Annotated in this window: 16 protein-coding genes and 1 pseudogene; 5 read left to right on the top strand and 12 right to left on the bottom strand. The window is 42.8% G+C overall.

Annotated elements, in window-relative coordinates:
• Nucleotides 1-386: 386 nt before the first annotated feature.
• The 3 genes from AACW45_RS31030 to AACW45_RS31020 all read left to right on the top strand — a co-directional run bounded on the left by AACW45_RS31030 (nucleotide 387) and on the right by AACW45_RS31020 (nucleotide 2,718).
• Nucleotides 387-1,064 carry a hypothetical protein gene (locus AACW45_RS31030; RefSeq protein ID WP_190629791.1) on the top strand — a complete coding sequence of 226 codons (678 nt, stop codon included), beginning with the start codon at nucleotides 387-389 and terminating at the stop codon, nucleotides 1,062-1,064.
• Nucleotides 1,065-1,173: 109 nt separating this feature from the next.
• Nucleotides 1,174-1,758 carry a YdeI/OmpD-associated family protein gene (locus AACW45_RS31025; RefSeq protein ID WP_190629789.1) on the top strand — a complete coding sequence of 195 codons (585 nt, stop codon included), beginning with the start codon at nucleotides 1,174-1,176 and terminating at the stop codon, nucleotides 1,756-1,758.
• Between the two features lie 417 nt (nucleotides 1,759-2,175).
• The gene (locus AACW45_RS31020; RefSeq protein WP_190629787.1) at nucleotides 2,176-2,718 is read left to right on the top strand and encodes a hypothetical protein; all 543 of its coding nucleotides are present in this window, start codon (nucleotides 2,176-2,178) and stop codon (nucleotides 2,716-2,718) included.
• Nucleotides 2,719-3,078: 360 nt separating this feature from the next.
• On the opposite strand, the gene AACW45_RS31015 is transcribed toward AACW45_RS31020, so the two are convergent.
• From AACW45_RS31015 to AACW45_RS31005, 3 genes and pseudogenes are all read right to left on the bottom strand, one after another.
• Entirely contained in the window at nucleotides 3,079-3,435 is a 357-nt protein-coding gene (locus AACW45_RS31015) for a type II toxin-antitoxin system PemK/MazF family toxin (RefSeq protein ID WP_190629785.1), read from the bottom strand.
• The gene (gene mazE / locus AACW45_RS31010) at nucleotides 3,435-3,674 is read right to left on the bottom strand and encodes a type II toxin-antitoxin system MazE family antitoxin (protein WP_190629782.1); all 240 of its coding nucleotides are present in this window, start codon (nucleotides 3,672-3,674) and stop codon (nucleotides 3,435-3,437) included. Before mazE ends, AACW45_RS31015 begins: the two co-directional genes overlap by 1 nt.
• Nucleotides 3,675-3,898: 224 nt before the next feature.
• Nucleotides 3,899-4,565: pseudogene (locus AACW45_RS31005) on the bottom strand (nitrogenase component 1); the annotation flags it as partial.
• A gap of 44 nt (nucleotides 4,566-4,609) precedes the next feature.
• On the opposite strand from AACW45_RS31005, the gene xisF reads away from it, so the two are divergent.
• Nucleotides 4,610-5,959: a fdxN element excision recombinase XisF gene (xisF, locus tag AACW45_RS31000; RefSeq protein WP_190629781.1), complete on the top strand. Its 1,350-nt coding sequence runs from the start codon at nucleotides 4,610-4,612 to the stop codon at nucleotides 5,957-5,959.
• Nucleotides 5,960-6,077: 118 nt separating this feature from the next.
• Here the strand turns inward: xisF and AACW45_RS30995 are convergent, their stop codons facing one another.
• From AACW45_RS30995 to AACW45_RS30955, 9 genes are all read right to left on the bottom strand, one after another.
• Nucleotides 6,078-6,320: a hypothetical protein gene (locus AACW45_RS30995; protein WP_190629779.1), complete on the bottom strand. Its 243-nt coding sequence runs from the start codon at nucleotides 6,318-6,320 to the stop codon at nucleotides 6,078-6,080.
• Nucleotides 6,304-8,895 carry a bifunctional DNA primase/polymerase gene (locus AACW45_RS30990; RefSeq protein ID WP_190629777.1) on the bottom strand — a complete coding sequence of 864 codons (2,592 nt, stop codon included), beginning with the start codon at nucleotides 8,893-8,895 and terminating at the stop codon, nucleotides 6,304-6,306. The genes AACW45_RS30995 and AACW45_RS30990 overlap by 17 nt, the downstream gene beginning before the upstream one ends.
• 651 nt (nucleotides 8,896-9,546) lie before the next feature.
• Nucleotides 9,547-11,385 carry a hypothetical protein gene (locus AACW45_RS30985; protein WP_190629775.1) on the bottom strand — a complete coding sequence of 613 codons (1,839 nt, stop codon included), beginning with the start codon at nucleotides 11,383-11,385 and terminating at the stop codon, nucleotides 9,547-9,549.
• A 219-nt stretch (nucleotides 11,386-11,604) separates the two neighbouring features.
• Nucleotides 11,605-12,255, bottom strand: coding sequence for a hypothetical protein (locus AACW45_RS30980; RefSeq protein ID WP_190629774.1), 651 nt, complete (start codon nucleotides 12,253-12,255; stop codon nucleotides 11,605-11,607).
• 417 nt (nucleotides 12,256-12,672) lie between these two features.
• Nucleotides 12,673-12,936 (bottom strand): hypothetical protein, encoded by a 264-nt coding sequence (locus tag AACW45_RS30975; protein WP_190629772.1) that lies wholly within the window; start codon nucleotides 12,934-12,936, stop codon nucleotides 12,673-12,675.
• Between the two features lie 93 nt (nucleotides 12,937-13,029).
• On the bottom strand, nucleotides 13,030-13,305 hold the full coding sequence (locus tag AACW45_RS30970) for a hypothetical protein (protein WP_199330992.1): 276 nt from the start codon (nucleotides 13,303-13,305) through the stop codon (nucleotides 13,030-13,032).
• On the bottom strand, nucleotides 13,305-13,523 hold the full coding sequence (locus AACW45_RS30965) for a hypothetical protein (protein WP_190629769.1): 219 nt from the start codon (nucleotides 13,521-13,523) through the stop codon (nucleotides 13,305-13,307). The genes AACW45_RS30970 and AACW45_RS30965 overlap by 1 nt, the downstream gene beginning before the upstream one ends.
• The gene (locus AACW45_RS30960; RefSeq protein ID WP_190629767.1) at nucleotides 13,513-13,701 is read right to left on the bottom strand and encodes a hypothetical protein; all 189 of its coding nucleotides are present in this window, start codon (nucleotides 13,699-13,701) and stop codon (nucleotides 13,513-13,515) included. The genes AACW45_RS30965 and AACW45_RS30960 overlap by 11 nt, the downstream gene beginning before the upstream one ends.
• On the bottom strand, nucleotides 13,698-14,840 hold the full coding sequence (locus AACW45_RS30955) for a hypothetical protein (RefSeq protein WP_190629765.1): 1,143 nt from the start codon (nucleotides 14,838-14,840) through the stop codon (nucleotides 13,698-13,700). Before AACW45_RS30955 ends, AACW45_RS30960 begins: the two co-directional genes overlap by 4 nt.
• A gap of 526 nt (nucleotides 14,841-15,366) precedes the next feature.
• Between AACW45_RS30955 and AACW45_RS30950 the strand changes: the two genes are divergently transcribed.
• Nucleotides 15,367-15,588 (top strand): helix-turn-helix domain-containing protein, encoded by a 222-nt coding sequence (locus AACW45_RS30950; protein ID WP_096727525.1) that lies wholly within the window; start codon nucleotides 15,367-15,369, stop codon nucleotides 15,586-15,588.
• Nucleotides 15,589-15,590: the final 2 nt, after the last annotated feature.

The raw sequence follows: 15,590 nt of genomic DNA, 5'->3' as shown, positions 1-15,590 counted from the left end.
AGAGTTGCTATTAAATTTCAGTCTTCCCATTTAGAGCTTATAAGTCTTAACAATCAGGAACAATTTAACGAAGGTTCATAAAAAGTTTATTATCACACTTTATGTTGATGCATATTTATGCGATCGCATTTCTCATCAAGGCAATTTGAGCATCTTTGTCAGATGAGAGAAACCTGCTACCCCTAAGTTTCACTAGTTAATCTTCATCTAGACGTAATCCAGAAGTACCCGCTTATGGATGTGCAATTCCTCAAGCTGATGAGTCAATAATAGATATTATACATATTTTTTCCAGCTACTAAGTTTAAGCAATGTAAAATGCTAGACTTTAAGTAAAACTGTTGATAGTGGTTACAAACGTGGAATTGATTATAATTTTTATTATATTGCTTTTAGCAGTAAGATATTGGATTTTCTTCTATTCCCAGAAAAAGATAGCCCAAATTCAAAGTAATTTAGTTGTAGAAGTTGATGGCGCAAATGCTCGTTATCCCAACTTACCTTTAGGTAAATTAGGTATTTTTTTTGATGTAAATGAAAAGCAGAGAATTAGAGTTGTTTTTCCAAAACTGACATCAGATGGCATTGAGTACATTTACTCTTGGCATAATCTTGCATCTATCCGTATGCCAACTTTAGAAAAAATAGATGCTCAAGGTAGAGTTAACCTTAAAGCAGCACAAGAAATAGCCTTTTTAATCAAAGAACATCTTAACTTTGTTGAGCCAGAAATTTTAAATTTAAAAAAGCAGTGGATTAAAACCAACGAATTGCTGGATTTAGTAGCAACTTCAGAGTTTTATGCAAGTCAACAGGGAATGTATCAAAGGGCATTATCTCAAATTGAAAGTTTGCTAGATAAAGCTGAAGAATTACAACAAGTTTACATAGGATTTATTAGAGAAATGTTGATTGGTAGACAAATTGCTGGCTACGATCCACATTTACTTCCCGATAATGGCTGGGCTATTGATAATCAGTACAAAAAAATTAAAGAAGAATACCAATATATGAAAGATACAGCGATAGCCTATGCCGAACTGTTACGTACAAGCCAAATTTAGCTGATTACGATCGAATTCGGCAGCAAGGCAATTCAATCATTTTTTGAGTGCGATCGCCAAATTACTGAAAATAATATAATACATATATAATTATTTTAAATTTTCCGCTATGGCAACATTTGATAATCAACTAGAAACCGTTTATGCCAAAGACCGTCAAGAATGGCGAGAATGGTTACAGAGAAATCATCATAGTTCTATAGGTGTGTGGCTGATATACTACAAAGTCAAAAGTGGCAAACCAAGCGTTAAATATAGCGAAGCCGTAAAAGAAGCCTTATGTTTTGGCTGGATTGATAGTAAAGTCAAAACTATAGATACAGAACGTTATATGCAAATATTTACACCCCGTAAACCAAAAAGTGTTTGGTCAAAATTAAACAAGCAATATATCGAAGAACTCATCACCCAAAATTTGATGACTGAAGCAGGACTAAAAAAGATTGAAGCTGCAAAAGAAAATGGTTCATGGAGCAGCTTAGATGCGATTGAAGCATTAACAATTCCCGCAGATTTAAAACTAGCATTAACAGCTAATGAAACAGCCAGTCAGTATTTTGAAGCTTTGAGTAAATCATCCAAGAAAAATATTCTTTCGTGGATTGAGAGTGCTAAACGTCCAGAAACAAGGTTAAAGAGAATTCAGCAAACTATCATTTCAGTAGCGCAGAATAAAAATCCCTTGAGCCGTTGAGATTAGGGATTCGTAACTTAAATAACACCAACCTGAAATTTAGCGATCGCATTTCTCATAATCTCTGAAATATGCAAATGAAACAATAAATTTTCGCTGAGTGTATTTGGTTTTATTGGCTGTTTTACCATAGGCGAAAATAAGTAGCTAATATCTAATCCTAAATTTTTTGTATCTAGTTATAGATACTGATAATTCTAATTATGCTAAATGCGTGAGTTTTCCGTATAAGTTTCGATGCTAGAAAACAAATGCAAAGTTATACAAGAGATGTTGATATACACATAATCCAAGTTTAAGACTATAGATATAGATCATTAAACAGAAGTAAATACTTTGTACAAATGACACCTATCCAAACTTAAGCACAATAAAAATTATCAATTCTATCGAAAACTTAAAACTGGAATTTAGCTTATGAACAATCAAAATTGGTTTCCTGCTTGGCTACCTTATCCAAGATCATGGATGATGGCTATTAAATTAGCAATACCAGCATACTTTGGTGCAACTGTAGCTGTTGCATTTGAATTCTGGCGCTACTCTATTCTAGGTGGTCTTCTAGCCTTCACAGGTAGTGATGGTGTAATTTTCTTCTTTATAGCTTCTGTAATTGCATTATTATTTGCTCTAATATGGTTTTTAATCCTTACAAAAGCATATAAATTTTTGCTTAATCTTCTATGGTCAAATCCACCACAATGGCTTTGTCTACCAAAATTTAAAACTCTAGTTATTAGAGATTTTGGTATACTTGTGCTATCAATTTTACCAATTGTAGTGATTTTTGCAATCTATATATTTTTTATTACCAGTTATAAGCAAACCCTTTCGGATTTAAGAACACCAAGACTAACATATGATATTTTTCTTCTAAGATTTTCTTGGCTTTGGTTAATTTCTGCTGCTTACCTTTACAAATGGAGTACAAAAAAAGTTTTGGATAAAAGGTATTTCTAGGCAGGGCGCTCTATAATTTTAATCTAAAAAATGTTATTGAAATTAGTTTTTAACTTAACAGTGTTAATTTGAAACTCATGCCAGCCAAATCTCAAAACCTGACAGAATAAGGGTTATATCGTCTCAATCATCAAAAAAGGTTGTGAGTAGATAACGCTATAAATTAAATTTAGGCTAGAAATAGACGCTTTTTCTCCCACCGCAAAAAAACATGGTAGGATTGCAAGTTCTAAGAGCGATCACTAAATTTACTTAGCGATCGCATTTCACATAATGCCTGAAATATGACGACCTTTTTCAAAACTCTTTTTGCATGAGAGCAATGATATCTTCAACATTATTGGCGAAAGCAAACACGTTTCATTCAAAATTCAAGACTATATCTAACGCCGCACGAATTATTTCCCAATATTCATTTTCCAAAATTCCGATCAACCCCAATACCCGACTATTGTCAACACTGCGAATTTGTGCAACATCAATATAACGGTCTTGGTCTAAACCATTGTTTGTTGTAGCTTTAACGTTTACTACATAAGGAGCATTTTTCGTTCCCGGTCGAAATGGCATCACAATAGTTAAAGAACCATATTGATTCATTACATCATTTTGAACTATTAGACAAGAACGTGTTTTTTGAGCTTCTGCACCCACTGTAGGATCAAGTTTTACCCAGCGAATTTCCCCGCGTCGATAAGCTAAAATACCGTTTGGCATTATTCAATACCATCTCCCGCAACAGAATCCCAAGCTGCTATCTCTGCTTGATATTCAGGATTTTTGGCATCTTCTTTGAGCGCTGCGATCATTTCTGCTTCCAAAACAGTACGACGGTGTTTTGCTAAAACAGAGTTTATATAGCTGCTGCGGTTAGGCGTATCTCCAACTGACGCAGCCTTGCGGTCTATAAAAGCAAGAATGTCATCATCAATAGTGATAGTAACTTTCTTAACCAAAACTATTGCTCCTTAATCTTACTAAAATGCCTTACTGATTTATCATATATTATAAAAATAATTCGATACTATTTAATCTAAAAAATGTCATTTAAATTAGTTTTTAAATTAACAGTTTTAATTTAAAACTCATGCCAGCCAAAATCTCAAAACCAGACAGAATAAGGGTTATATTGTCTCAAGCATCAAAAAAGGTTGTTAGTAGATAACGCTGTAAATTAAATTTAGGCTAGAAATAGACACTTTTTTCTCTCACCGCTAAAAAACCTGTTAGAATCGAGAGTCCTAAGGACAATTGCTAGGTTCGGAGTAATCCCAAGAGTGCATTTGACGGAAAGGAAGACCCATCTTTTGGAAAACGTACTTCTCTTTCACACCAGAAGCAATCAAATCTGGCTTGAGTGCTTTAACAAACTCTTCAAATTCGTAAGCGGTAACGTCGTCATAAACGATGGTGCCGTTGTCAATGTAGTGAGTGGTACGTTTGTAGTCGTCGTTATGAGCGAACTCATAACCAGTACCAATCATCTTCATACCTAGGTCGTAGAAAGCGGGTACAACGTGGCGAGGACGTAGACCACCAACCATCATAGCGACGGTCTTACCTTCCAAACGGGGGCGATATTTCTTAATAATCGCATCCATTGTGGGCTGGTACTTAGCGATGATCTTCTCAGCGTTTTCTTGAATCTTAGAGTCAAACTTAGAAGCGATTTCCCGTAAGGATTCAGCAATCTTAGTAGGCCCAAAGAAGTTGTATTCTAACCAGGGAATACCATACTTCTCTTCCATGTGACGGCTGATGTAGTTCATCGACCGGTAGCAGTGGATGAGGTTAATTTTTACGTTTGGTGTCAGCATCATTTCGTTGATGGTGCCATCACCAGACCACGAAGGTGAGGTATGATTAACGGTTGTGCTTGAATGCGATCGCTATGATTTACGGTTATGCCCGCGTGTCCACAGTGGAACAATCACTAGAGTATGACGCATTGAAGCAGCAAGTAAAGCGACTAGAGGACGCTGGCGCTGAAGTGGTGTTGGTGGATGTGGAGTCTGGGCGTTCAAGCAAAAGAAAGGAATTCAACAAGCTTTTGAAGTTGATTCAAGAGGCGAAGGTCAGAGAAGTCATTATCACCCGTATTGACAGGTTGGGACGCAGTGATATCGACGTAATGAGGACTATTCAACTGTTCACTGAATGTGGAATCACACTGCGGATTCTAGACGCACCCATTGATGTTAGTTCATCGTTTGGGCGGTTTTCCGCAAGCCAGATGGCATCATTAGCGGACTTTGAAAGTCGGCTGTTGTCGGAACGCACCCGACACGGGATGAATTATTTTAGATCGCAAGGCAAGTTGCAGAAAGCTTGTTTTGGGTACAAGCTCAACAGCGATCACAAACTAGAACCGCATGAAGTCAACTTCTCCATAGCTAGGAAGATAGTCGATTTGCTGCTAGAGGGGTACAGCTATGGGGCGGTGTCGAAGCTACTTTTTGAGGAGTATGGCATCGAATTTTCCCTTTCGGGGCTGCGCCATTGGGTAAACAATCCTGCAATCCTCGGTCATACGCGATATTTCACAGAGATGGAATATCGCCGTAATCCTCGCAATCCCCGTCCACCCCAAATCACCCGCAACACTCATCAAGCGATCGCAACCGAGGTAGAAGTCAGCCAAATTAAGCGCAATGCCAAAACCAAACCGCGATTATCTCTTAAGAAAGAGAAGGATTACCCGTTGAAAGGTTTGTTGCGGTGTACCCACTGTGGCGGCGGAATGTATCGCGTTATCTCCAGATACAAATCTGGGGAAACACACTGGATAAGATGTGCTAGGCACGCTCAAAACGTTCATTTTTGTCCAAACAAAACCAACGCAAGGTTAACTACCTTAACTAAACAGGTGATAGAACGAATCACCCAAAAGTCAAAGGAAATTACCGAGCAATCTAATGTAAGCGATCGCAGCCCAGAAGAGTCGGAAGCATTGATCGACCTCAAGCACCAACTAGCAGGACTTGAGGCACTTAACTCAAATAATCCTGCCATTGTCGCAGCTGTGCGGGACATCCAAAGCCAGATAGAAGCCGAGGAAATACGGCTAAAATCTGCCCTTGCAATCGACACTGACAGGCTTAAACTAGCCTGGTCATATTCTCAGGCAACTTTCTGGGATTCGCTTGATGATGGCGATTTACAACAAGCATTCAGGTCATTCGTTGAGGTGGTATTTGTGGATGATTCGGGCAACGTTGCATCTATAGAATTTGGATGGTGAAGGTCATAGTAGGCGATCGCCAGCTTTCTCAGACGCTTTAAAAATTCTTCCCTAGACATTTTTCTCTCCTGAAGCGATATTTCAAGGTTAATCAAAAATCAAAATTTTTCTGTATCAGCTAGATCGCGGATAGTTTGCCAAGTTCGTAGAGGTTGTCGCATCCATCTGTCCAGGCGACTCGAAACAGTTCATCTGATACCACTTTGCTGACTTCTCCTATTTGATTGAAGCGGGTATGATAGCGGTCGGATATCGTCACGCGATCGCCTACCTTAAAAACAACATCGCACCCTCTAAGCAAGCCTAGTTCTATCTCTTCCGTACCAGTGTTTTGAATCACCTCCTCAGAAATACTGGACAACCCCTCCCCCCCCCTCTATCTGGGGTATTTGTCCAGTGTTTTTGTTGGAGGCATTATCCTGTATGGTTTTGACACACTGGACAAGCTCATTTTCGCTGTCCAGTGTTTTTGTCCAGTGTTTTTGCTCTATGCTTTGCTGCGCTTCGATTTCAGCCATTATACTGGACAAGCTTTCTTCTTGGTGATTTTGAGAATTTGTCCAGTATAATGGCTGTGTTTTATGCTGTGCATGGATTTGAGGCTCATTTTGAGGGGTATTCTCAGAAAAGTTGTCCAGTTTTTTGTCCAGTATATCTAAACCTTGCCCAGTAAGGGTTTCAGCCAATATACTGGACAAGCTTAGATCGTTGGTAGGGGGGAGAAGGGGGGTACTCTTTTTAGCCACAGTATAGTTATGCGATAAATAGTAAACTTTACGACGTGGGTCTGATTTACTTGGAGCTTTGACCAGCACTCCCTGAGTACACAACCTGGATAATGCTTTCCAAAGTGAATCCCTGCTACCACCAATAGCATCTTGAATTTCTTCTACTTCAAGCCTGCGATCGCACCCAATCCTTTCAAAGTAAGCCTTAAGCCTTTGGATAACGGGCTTGGTTGTTTCCATCTCTTCATTGCCAGAAACTAATTTATATCTACCTGTCTCCGAGGCTAGAGAGATATTGAAGTTAACGGGCGCGGTTCCTCGTACCTTTGGGGTGCTGAACTGTTTTACTTCTGCTTGAGGTTCGCCCGTAAGCAACCAAACCATACTTGCAGCAGCTGCGATCGCAGTAGAGCCACGCAACTTGTCAACACCTTTCTGCTCCTTGTTCTTGTTGGAGTGGTGAATTAGCAAGCCAGCAGCGTTATACCGTCTTAGGGTATCGTCCAGCTTCATAATGGTTAATTTTGCTTGGCTGGAGTTTTCATCAAAAGATTGGTTGCGATGAATAGAGGCAAAGGAATCAATAACTACCAGGTCGGGGTGAAAATCTTCTAAGGCCATTTCAAAAGCCAACCACTGGCTTTCATCCCAGTTATGTAGAATTCGCCAGTTTTTACTCGCATAGAAACCTCGATTAATTAGTTTGTCCTGGACAAACGTTTCTGGCTCGTCAGACAGAGCAAATAAAACTTTCCCTGTTTTGGCGGGTTCCTCACCCAAGAACGATTCACCAAATAAAAAAGCTGCTGCACAGTCGTATGCGAGTAGTGATTTACCTGCGCCAGGAGAGCCACCAAGCACCGTTACGCCGCTTGCAGGTAATAAACCGGGGAATAACCAGGTTAGTCCATCGGGGACAAAATTCATAAACTCTTCCGGGGTTAGTAATTTTGCCTGTGCTGTTCGGGTTCCTCTGTCCAAATAGGAGGCTATTTCCTGTACTTCGTTCCGAGCATAGCCCTGTTTTCTCAACTCTCTTAGAATGGTGGCTCGTCTGGCTGGGTCTTGTTCTGCGTTCCAACGCTTTACATCCAAAGTTAATCGTTGGGCTTCATCTGCGGTATTTTCTAATGGTTGGTCATTCAACTGATTGCTAGCCTTCTGAGATAAGCGCGGCTGCTGCTTCTTTAACCATGCTTCGTAGCAACAGAGCAACTTTTCATCATCCAAAGATGGGTGTTTGGCGATCGCCTCAGCATTTTTCCACCACCCAAGAGCTTCGCCGCGAACATCAGATCCAAGAGGTGGGGTGCATCGGGAGCAAAAATCGTCGTATAGCTGTCGGGGTGTGCCGCTATAGGGGAGACTCAATTCGTCTAGCCGTCGGGCAGTGGCTACTAAATTCAGGCTAAGTTTCTGGGCTGCATCATTACGAGCGCCGTTGCCTGTTCCGCTTTCTACTAAACTGCGATCGTCTCTACCCAGGTATATCTCTAATGGTGGGCTTCCAGTAATAGCCTGTGCTTGTGTTGGCGTGGGTGCGGCAACTCTGGGTGTATTCGCTGCTTGATGACGCTCAATCATTAGATCGAGTAACCACATCGGGCAGTTGGCAATTCCAATTTCTTGTGGCGATCGCACCCAATGATATTGCCCAGTTTCCGGGTGTACTGATGGCGGTAGTACACTTTGCTGTCCGTTCCAGCGAAATTCAAGTTGCTCTTCTTTGCCGTCTTCGCCCTTGATTCCTGTAGGCAGCTTAAAAGGTTTTACTACACCCCAATATTGGGGTGGAACATAGTAAAGCATTTGTCTCCGTCCAGGCTTGCCAGAGCTAAAAGTTACTGTATCTGGCAGATCTCCCGATGCTAGCTCTAACAGTATCGGTTCGGCATTTTGACCATCCACATCGATGGCTAAAATCCCTCCCGATATCTCACCTGTGCGGATGCCATAACCCTTAGCCTTGCAAAAGTGCTGCTTTATCTGCCCAGTTTTTTTGTCTTCAAAATCTTCGTAATCCCCATCCTGGATTTTGTGAGCGATCGCCTCCCTAGACAATGGCTTCTCACTCTGCCAGTTGGATCGATACGGGCGCTTGCTGCCATTCACTGGGGTTAATGCCCAATCTTTAGGAAGATGATCCAATCCTGAAATCAGATATTGCGCTTTTTGGTAATATTCACTATAATTCTGTGTAGAAGTCATTTTGATCTCCTTAAGGGAAAGATAAGGAGAGTCACATCACTGCCAAAGCCTTGGTTACATATGGAACTCGTTAAACCTGTGATGCCGTAAGGCGTTGAGCAATCCCATATTTCTGTTAAAATTGATATGATTTTTTGTTTTTGTTGGGCTTTAGCAGTGATGTGAAGCCCCTTTTTTTTTAGTGATCGCGCTAACTGAAGCGTATCTTTGTTAGTAGAAAATACTACTTATATAGCTAAGCACATTCGCAATGAATAAAGCAATAGTTTTTCCAAAAAACGCTACTTATTCGCTTACATCACGGCGACAGCCTTGAGTAAACAATAAACAAAAAATTGGATTTTGAAAGGATTTTTATAAAACCCGAAACTCTTGTGAAATACGGCTTATATATTTTCATTATGATGTAGTAAAAACTCCTAATAAGTGTTTTCAAAATTGCGGACTGAGAAAAATTTTTCTAAGGTTTACTAAGGTTAAATTCAACGCTGATTTCGATGCGGGGCGTTCTGCAAGGTTGCCGGAGGCATCGCTAAAATTGCGACCTTGGAAAATTTTTTCTCAGGTTGAATGCGATCGCAGATTTAGTCACATTTCGATGCGGCGACCCTGGAAAATTTTTTCTAGGGTTGAATGCGATCGCAGATTTAGTCAATGAGTGAGCGCATAGCCATCCTTTTCGTTACCAACCAGCTTTTCTGCTTGCACCAGGGCGGCTAAGGCTTCGCGCAGATAACGAACACTTGGCTTTTCTTTCCCCCACTTCCGCGAGTTTCTGATTGCATCAAATGTGACAGGAAAGCTAACAGCACCCTTGATGATCAACATAATTTGCTCAAAATCCACAACCACCGCTTCCTGGGGTTCGATGTCTTCATGGGGTGCGAGGGAGAAATAGCCCTCCAGTTGGTTAATCACCGAATTGGGTGCGGCTTTGTGCTGTTGTACCAACTCCGGGAATAAGCCTAGAAGCGATCGCGCTGGGTCTGGCTGACCATTTCCTGGGTGATTCTCAGTCTTCAACCATTCTGGCATCACCCCCAACTCCCCGCCGGCGACAGGCTCACCAAAGTTATTAGGATTAGCCTTGAAGTAAGCACCACTGGCAACATTAATCTTTCTCAGTCCTGAAACCTTCACGGATTGGGCTACACAGCCAATAAAGCTAACTGACTGCTTAAAAGTGTCAGCCAGTCCCGCCGTCGCTTTGCCTGCTATAGAGGATAGGTTAGAGGCGTGAAGGACAAGGATTAGCGTGCCCCCGCACTTAGCAAAGCGGTTGAGTAAATATTGAATTGCCCAAGTGCGATCGCCTTCCTCTAGGAGTGAAAGTAACCGAGTGGCTTCATCAATGACCAAAAGTAGGTTCTGATTGGTGTATGGTTCAGCCCCATCTAACTTCCTGAGAAACAGCAACAACTCATCAGCTACCGACTTATCAGCTGCGTCTGAGTCTCTGTTAGGGAAACTCAAAGCAGATGTGAGGTTGCAGGCAAACGGGTAAACATCAACGCCCGCCGTGAAATATTGAGTATCAAGGCTAGAATCTAGTGCTTTTGATAGTGTGGCTAGGATTGCGGCTAGAGTACCTTTACCGCCGCGCTGAGTACCACAAATAACCACAACCTGAGAGCCTAAGCACTCATCAATCTTGAAGCCGCCCTCAATCAAGCGATTGACCACTGCTTTTGCTCTTTGGTCTAGCGGTAGTTCGCGGTTGATAGAAACAGGCGATAGCTGTTGCTGGATTGGCTCTGTAATCTCAGCTTGGGGTAGTGGGGCGTTCCGCAAGGTTGCCGGAGGCATCGCAGGCTGTCCTGCCGATTCAATCTGAATTACTCTCTCATGGTCAATCTTGCTGCTAACGTATTGCACCTGAGCAACATGGCTCTGTGTTGTCTCAAAGGCAGGAAATTTACCATGTAGGCTGTATTGCTCTTTCAGCCATCGGTAGGCGTAAAACCGCTTACCTGATTCAAGCTGGTTTAGACACTCTGTAATCGTTGTCATGCATTCTCGCAGCATGATGTATTCTTGCCTTTCCGCAGGGTGCAAATACAGCTTTAACTGCTCAAATTCGTCGTAACCATCAAGGAATTCTTTTCTTGCCTCAGAATTTCCCATACTGCCTACCACATTAAGCAGTCCGCCTCGGATAAATGGGAAAGGGTTAAAAGTCCCAGTACTGGATGTATCTTGGATTTGCGCCCAAATGTAACCTGTAGCACCCAATAACAAGCCAACTGGGGCAAGGGGTGATGTTGCGTGAAAGATTGCGCCAACGATTACAGTGGCAATCCCTGCGGTCTTAGCTAGGCTACTGCCTATTTTTTCTTCATGGGCGAGTTCGAGTAATTGGTCTTTTCTCTCAGCCAACCATTCTGCTGTGTGTCCGGCTTCTAAGAATTCAATTTCAGGATACTGGCTGATAATGGCTGCGGTTTCGCGTGTTATCAGTTTTACTGGGCGATTGTTATTATTATTTTGCATACGTTTTTTAAGGTAGTAGTCTGTCAGGGTTGAAATGAGGGACAGTCGTGTGAGCGTCTCGCTCACGCGGGCAAGATGCCCGCACTACCAAAAATTCCTCAAAACAAAATTGACAGACTAGTAGGTGGTTGTGGGGTGTGGTAGATGCGACCCGCGATCGCTATATTTGCCTTTTGACTTCAACCTGAGAAAAATTTTTCTCAGGTTATGAACCGCGCTTTATTTGCCTGAGAGAACCTTTTCACCCCAGCGCCCTAGTTCCGCGCAGAAGATAGTGAAAACGTTAAACATAATGCATTGAAGGACAACGCCTGGGTCTTCAAATCCCCAAGGGTTACGAGAGGCGATCGTCAAAATAAAGTCAAACGTCCAGAGGGCGACGGCGATAAGACCGATTACCTTCTTGTCTGCGTTAGCGAACTTTGAGCCATTGAATGCTGCCGATTGAAAGCTTTGGATAACAAACGAAATCCCGACGCAGATGTAAAACAATGGGTTTGCGAGTAGTCCCGCGTGTGCCGAAAAGCTGGGCGGAGTCAGGCTCAGAGCCATCCCAGGCAACCAGCCCCAACCAGTCCACTGGTTCTCATACCAGGGAAATAAAGGGGAGCCTTGGAATAGAATTTGCCAATACCCATCAGATGAAAGTACTACAAGGAATATAAACATCAATTTCCCTAGAAATGTGCTGCCCGTCGCCCCAGGTGTAAGCATCTGATGGAAGATAATTGTCACCAAGCTAAAAGGGAATAGTGCGACCTTGAGCGTCCAGTCCACTAGCGTTTCTAATAATGTCTTTCTACCTTTTGATGCTGACGGCGCTTGCTCTGACTCTGACTGTTTTGGTGATTCTGGTTTCTTAATTGCCATCGTTAGGTGCGTCCTTACAAGCTGTCTGTGATGTGTACTTCGAGATAAACCGCCCTTTAACAATCCGACCAATACAAAAGTCGGCGGCATCGTAAACCCATGCCTGCTTTGTGGCGTATCGGTTTAGTGTTGTTTTTTTGAGTCGTGGGAGCCTCACCGGGTCGTCTAGATAGTCGCTTAGGGTCAACGTCGCCCCAGTCCGTACTAACCCCGTCTGTGAGAGTTTGTCGCTGGTCTTTTTTCGTTCAGCTAGCTCTTGCCTTTCTCGTTCCTGCTGGCTCTGTAGTTCCTGAGATGCCATGTAAGCTGGCATCTTGTAGCCCAGATTGATGAATAGAGGGGATACCAAAAAAAGCATCCCCGCCCCGCCAGCAAGGAATGGAGCAATATATTTGTCCGTTCTGCTCACATTAACTCCTATGCTTCTTGAATCAGCGCCCGAATCAGCGCTACTTTTTCCCAAGACTTAAGCTCGTGCAACCTATCCACTACCGCTTCTGCATTCTCGGTTATTGGTTCGTTAGAATCGCTGCCAAGCCAAAGTTCATGGGCAATACGACCAATTAACCAGAGGCAATCATTCTCAGCCATCCCGGATAAATCCTCGCCCCAAGTCTCAGTCATCTCTGCAATTAACTTGTTGTCCGCAGACAAACTAAAAAATCCAACTGGTTTAGACATTGTTAAAATCCAATATGTTGTGTATTTACGTGCGGCGTAGATGCAACCTATGGGTGCGATCGCTTTTTCTGACAACTTGGCGATCGCTGCCCCTTAAAACAAACTTTGCTGAATCGCCTCGCCTACCACTTCAGCTTTGCGACTTGCAACCATCCCCGGTACTTCATAGATAACCCGCTTAACTTTGGTCTGGTTGAGTTTCAAAGTCATGTTTTTGCGCTGCCCTGCTAGTGGTTCAAAGCACCATTGAGGGTGGTCTATTCTTGCCCAAGGACACTTGCCCGTATAGCGGTAGAGTGTCCCGTTGATTTGATAAACCTTGTGCTGCGATAGCTCTGAGTGGTCGTAAACGAAAATTAGTTGCCGCATTATTTACCTTTCTCCAAGAAGTTAGAAGCCCAAGCCAATGCGTTAGATGCGTCTGCTAGGGTAAAATCAGCACCCTCTCTTCCCGCTTCGCACAGATACCGGAATACTTGCGGATAGTGGGATTTGAAGCTTTGTAACTGCTCTGCGATCGCTAAGAGTGTATTGAGCGCATCCGCTCTAGAAGCCTGGTCTAAATACAATGCTCTATCAATTCCCATGACTTGCCTCCGGTTGCCGTAACGTAACGTTAACTAGCTTCTGGCGTTGTTGTCTGACTTCCTTGCGGATGAGTTCGCCCAACCATTTACTAGGTGGTGTACCATCGCGGTCTGCAAGCGCCCGAATAATTGGTACTAAATCACCAGGGACATGGTAAGAAATTCGTTCTGCTTTCATGAGTTTTCCTCCTTTAATCCAAGTAAGCTAATGGTTCCAGGGTTTGGTAATACAATCAGGCGATCGCTATTAGGGAACTGCGACTTAACAAAGTCCTCTATGGGCGGTATTTCAAAGCCTCCGCCGCAGCAGAAGACATAATCACCATCTAGCAAAACATCATCAACCTCTCTAAGTACTTTCCTGGTGGCTGGATGCTTGTCTTTCCAGTCCTGTAATGCGGTCGCTAGACTAGCACCCAAGTCGTTGCGAGAGCCTGCCACAATTGCTTGGTATTTATCTCCAACAACTTTGGAGCGTTCTAGGGCTTTGCGTAGCTGGTCAAGATAGATGGTTTCATGGTCACCCGTGTTGGCAGTTTCAGAGAACTTATCAACAATTGCAATCACACCGCCGCCACTGCCAGAGCGTGGTATACCCGCTAATGGTTTACTGCCAAAGCAGTTATAGGGTGTCAGGGTGATTGTGCCGTTGCCAATGTCCAATATGTAAAACTGTCTGGTTTTTGGGTCTTTCTCCTTTATCAGTTTGTGGGCTGCGATCGCGCCGCCGTAACCTTCAGGATGAGCTATAAAGTACCGCCATTCCGTCTGATAAGTGATGCCATCCTTTGAGAACTCTTTGACTTTCTGGAGATTGTTGAACAGTTCCTCACCACGAGCCAGAGCCAAGCAATCAATATCAATTGATAAGTGCTTACGTGTGCGATCGCCATTAAATCTTGTTGCTCCATCTAGAAAAGTTGGATGGGATGCGATCGCGCCCAGAACCATGTGCGGAAAATATTTGACTTTCGCTCCAGGCGTTGTCCCAACTTCAATGCGCTGCTTTGAATTGTTGATAATCTCAGCATCTGCACCAACCAGCCAACTTTTACTGTCCCAATCGAATGCCCCAAGCATACTCTGTGGGCTAGAAACCTGCGAGATGACAGACCGAATGGCATCGAAATAACCATCTGCTAGAAACTTAATGCGACCATTGCCTGCATCAATCTTCAAGCGCGACACTTTGACCCGCTTCTGATTCTTACCTCTGGTACGCTTTTGTTGTGGCGCATCCTCAAGTACCGCCGCGTCGCCAACGTTTATCAAATCATCTATAGATTCAATCGTGGCTAGTCCATTAGACTCGCTCAAAATTACCTCCTTCGTTTACGTTATTTATCTGAATTAAGTACTTGCTTAATGCTTTTAAAGCGCCGTTTCACGCTTCATGTTTCACGCGCTTAATGGCGTTTCATTCTGTTTCACGACCCTGAAACACTGATACAACCGTTGAAACACGCAACATGAAACAGGTTATGAAACAAATCTGAAACAACTTGCTTTCGTTAAATTACGTAATTCAGTTTTCAAGGTTCAGGCACAAAACACCACAGCGATCGCAGATGTGCGATCACTTAATGCAGATGTGCGTGGTTAGTGAATAACCTGTGGTGTAGGTAACAGCCCTTGCAACAACCCTCTTAAGGAAATCCGTCTTGGCGTTTTGCGTTGATTGACGTTGTTTACCTGACCTCTCTACTGTAGCCTACTAATCCACTAATAGATTAGTAAGGAAGTAACAGATATCTTATAAGAGAAAGGCGTATTAATCGGATATACTGATGAGTTAATCTACTAGTGAGTTACTTTATTAATATACAAGCTTCAAGTATTGAAAATGAAGAACGATTTAACAGTGCATTGCAAAATCAAAGATTTAATGGATTCACAAGGAATCAGCCAGCTTCGACTTGCCGAAGAAACAGGGCTATCTCCTGGCACTATTGGCAGGTTGTACAGGAATCAGGTTTCTAGAATTGACAGTTCAACGCTGGTCGCTCTGGCAAAATACTTTGGGCTAAAGTCTGTCAGTCAAATCATTGAGTTTGAAATTGGATAGGA

The sequence above is a fragment of the Calothrix sp. FACHB-168 genome, from assembly GCF_963889195.1.
Lineage (GTDB): Bacteria > Cyanobacteriota > Cyanobacteriia > Cyanobacteriales > Nostocaceae > Aulosira > Aulosira anomala_A.
The sequence above is the reverse complement of the archived record's forward strand: the minus strand, read 5'-3'. Positions and strand labels throughout refer to the sequence as shown.

What these genes read in the sequence shown, in the direction of transcription:
- AACW45_RS30960 (WP_190629767.1), bottom strand. Translation starts at nt 13,701, where the DNA reads ATGAAAGCAGAACGAATTTCTTACCATGTCCCTGGTGATTTAGTACCA.
- AACW45_RS30990 (WP_190629777.1), bottom strand. Translation starts at nt 8,895, where the DNA reads ATGACTTCTACACAGAATTATAGTGAATATTACCAAAAAGCGCAATAT.
- AACW45_RS30950 (WP_096727525.1), top strand. Translation starts at nt 15,367, where the DNA reads ATGAAGAACGATTTAACAGTGCATTGCAAAATCAAAGATTTAATGGAT.
- AACW45_RS30965 (WP_190629769.1), bottom strand. Translation starts at nt 13,523, where the DNA reads ATGGGAATTGATAGAGCATTGTATTTAGACCAGGCTTCTAGAGCGGAT.
- AACW45_RS30980 (WP_190629774.1), bottom strand. Translation starts at nt 12,255, where the DNA reads ATGGCAATTAAGAAACCAGAATCACCAAAACAGTCAGAGTCAGAGCAA.
- AACW45_RS30970 (WP_199330992.1), bottom strand. Translation starts at nt 13,305, where the DNA reads ATGCGGCAACTAATTTTCGTTTACGACCACTCAGAGCTATCGCAGCAC.
- AACW45_RS31025 (WP_190629789.1), top strand. Translation starts at nt 1,174, where the DNA reads ATGGCAACATTTGATAATCAACTAGAAACCGTTTATGCCAAAGACCGT.
- AACW45_RS30975 (WP_190629772.1), bottom strand. Translation starts at nt 12,936, where the DNA reads ATGTCTAAACCAGTTGGATTTTTTAGTTTGTCTGCGGACAACAAGTTA.
- xisF (WP_190629781.1), top strand. Translation starts at nt 4,610, where the DNA reads ATGATTTACGGTTATGCCCGCGTGTCCACAGTGGAACAATCACTAGAG.
- AACW45_RS30985 (WP_190629775.1), bottom strand. Translation starts at nt 11,385, where the DNA reads ATGCAAAATAATAATAACAATCGCCCAGTAAAACTGATAACACGCGAA.
- AACW45_RS31015 (WP_190629785.1), bottom strand. Translation starts at nt 3,435, where the DNA reads ATGCCAAACGGTATTTTAGCTTATCGACGCGGGGAAATTCGCTGGGTA.
- AACW45_RS31020 (WP_190629787.1), top strand. Translation starts at nt 2,176, where the DNA reads ATGAACAATCAAAATTGGTTTCCTGCTTGGCTACCTTATCCAAGATCA.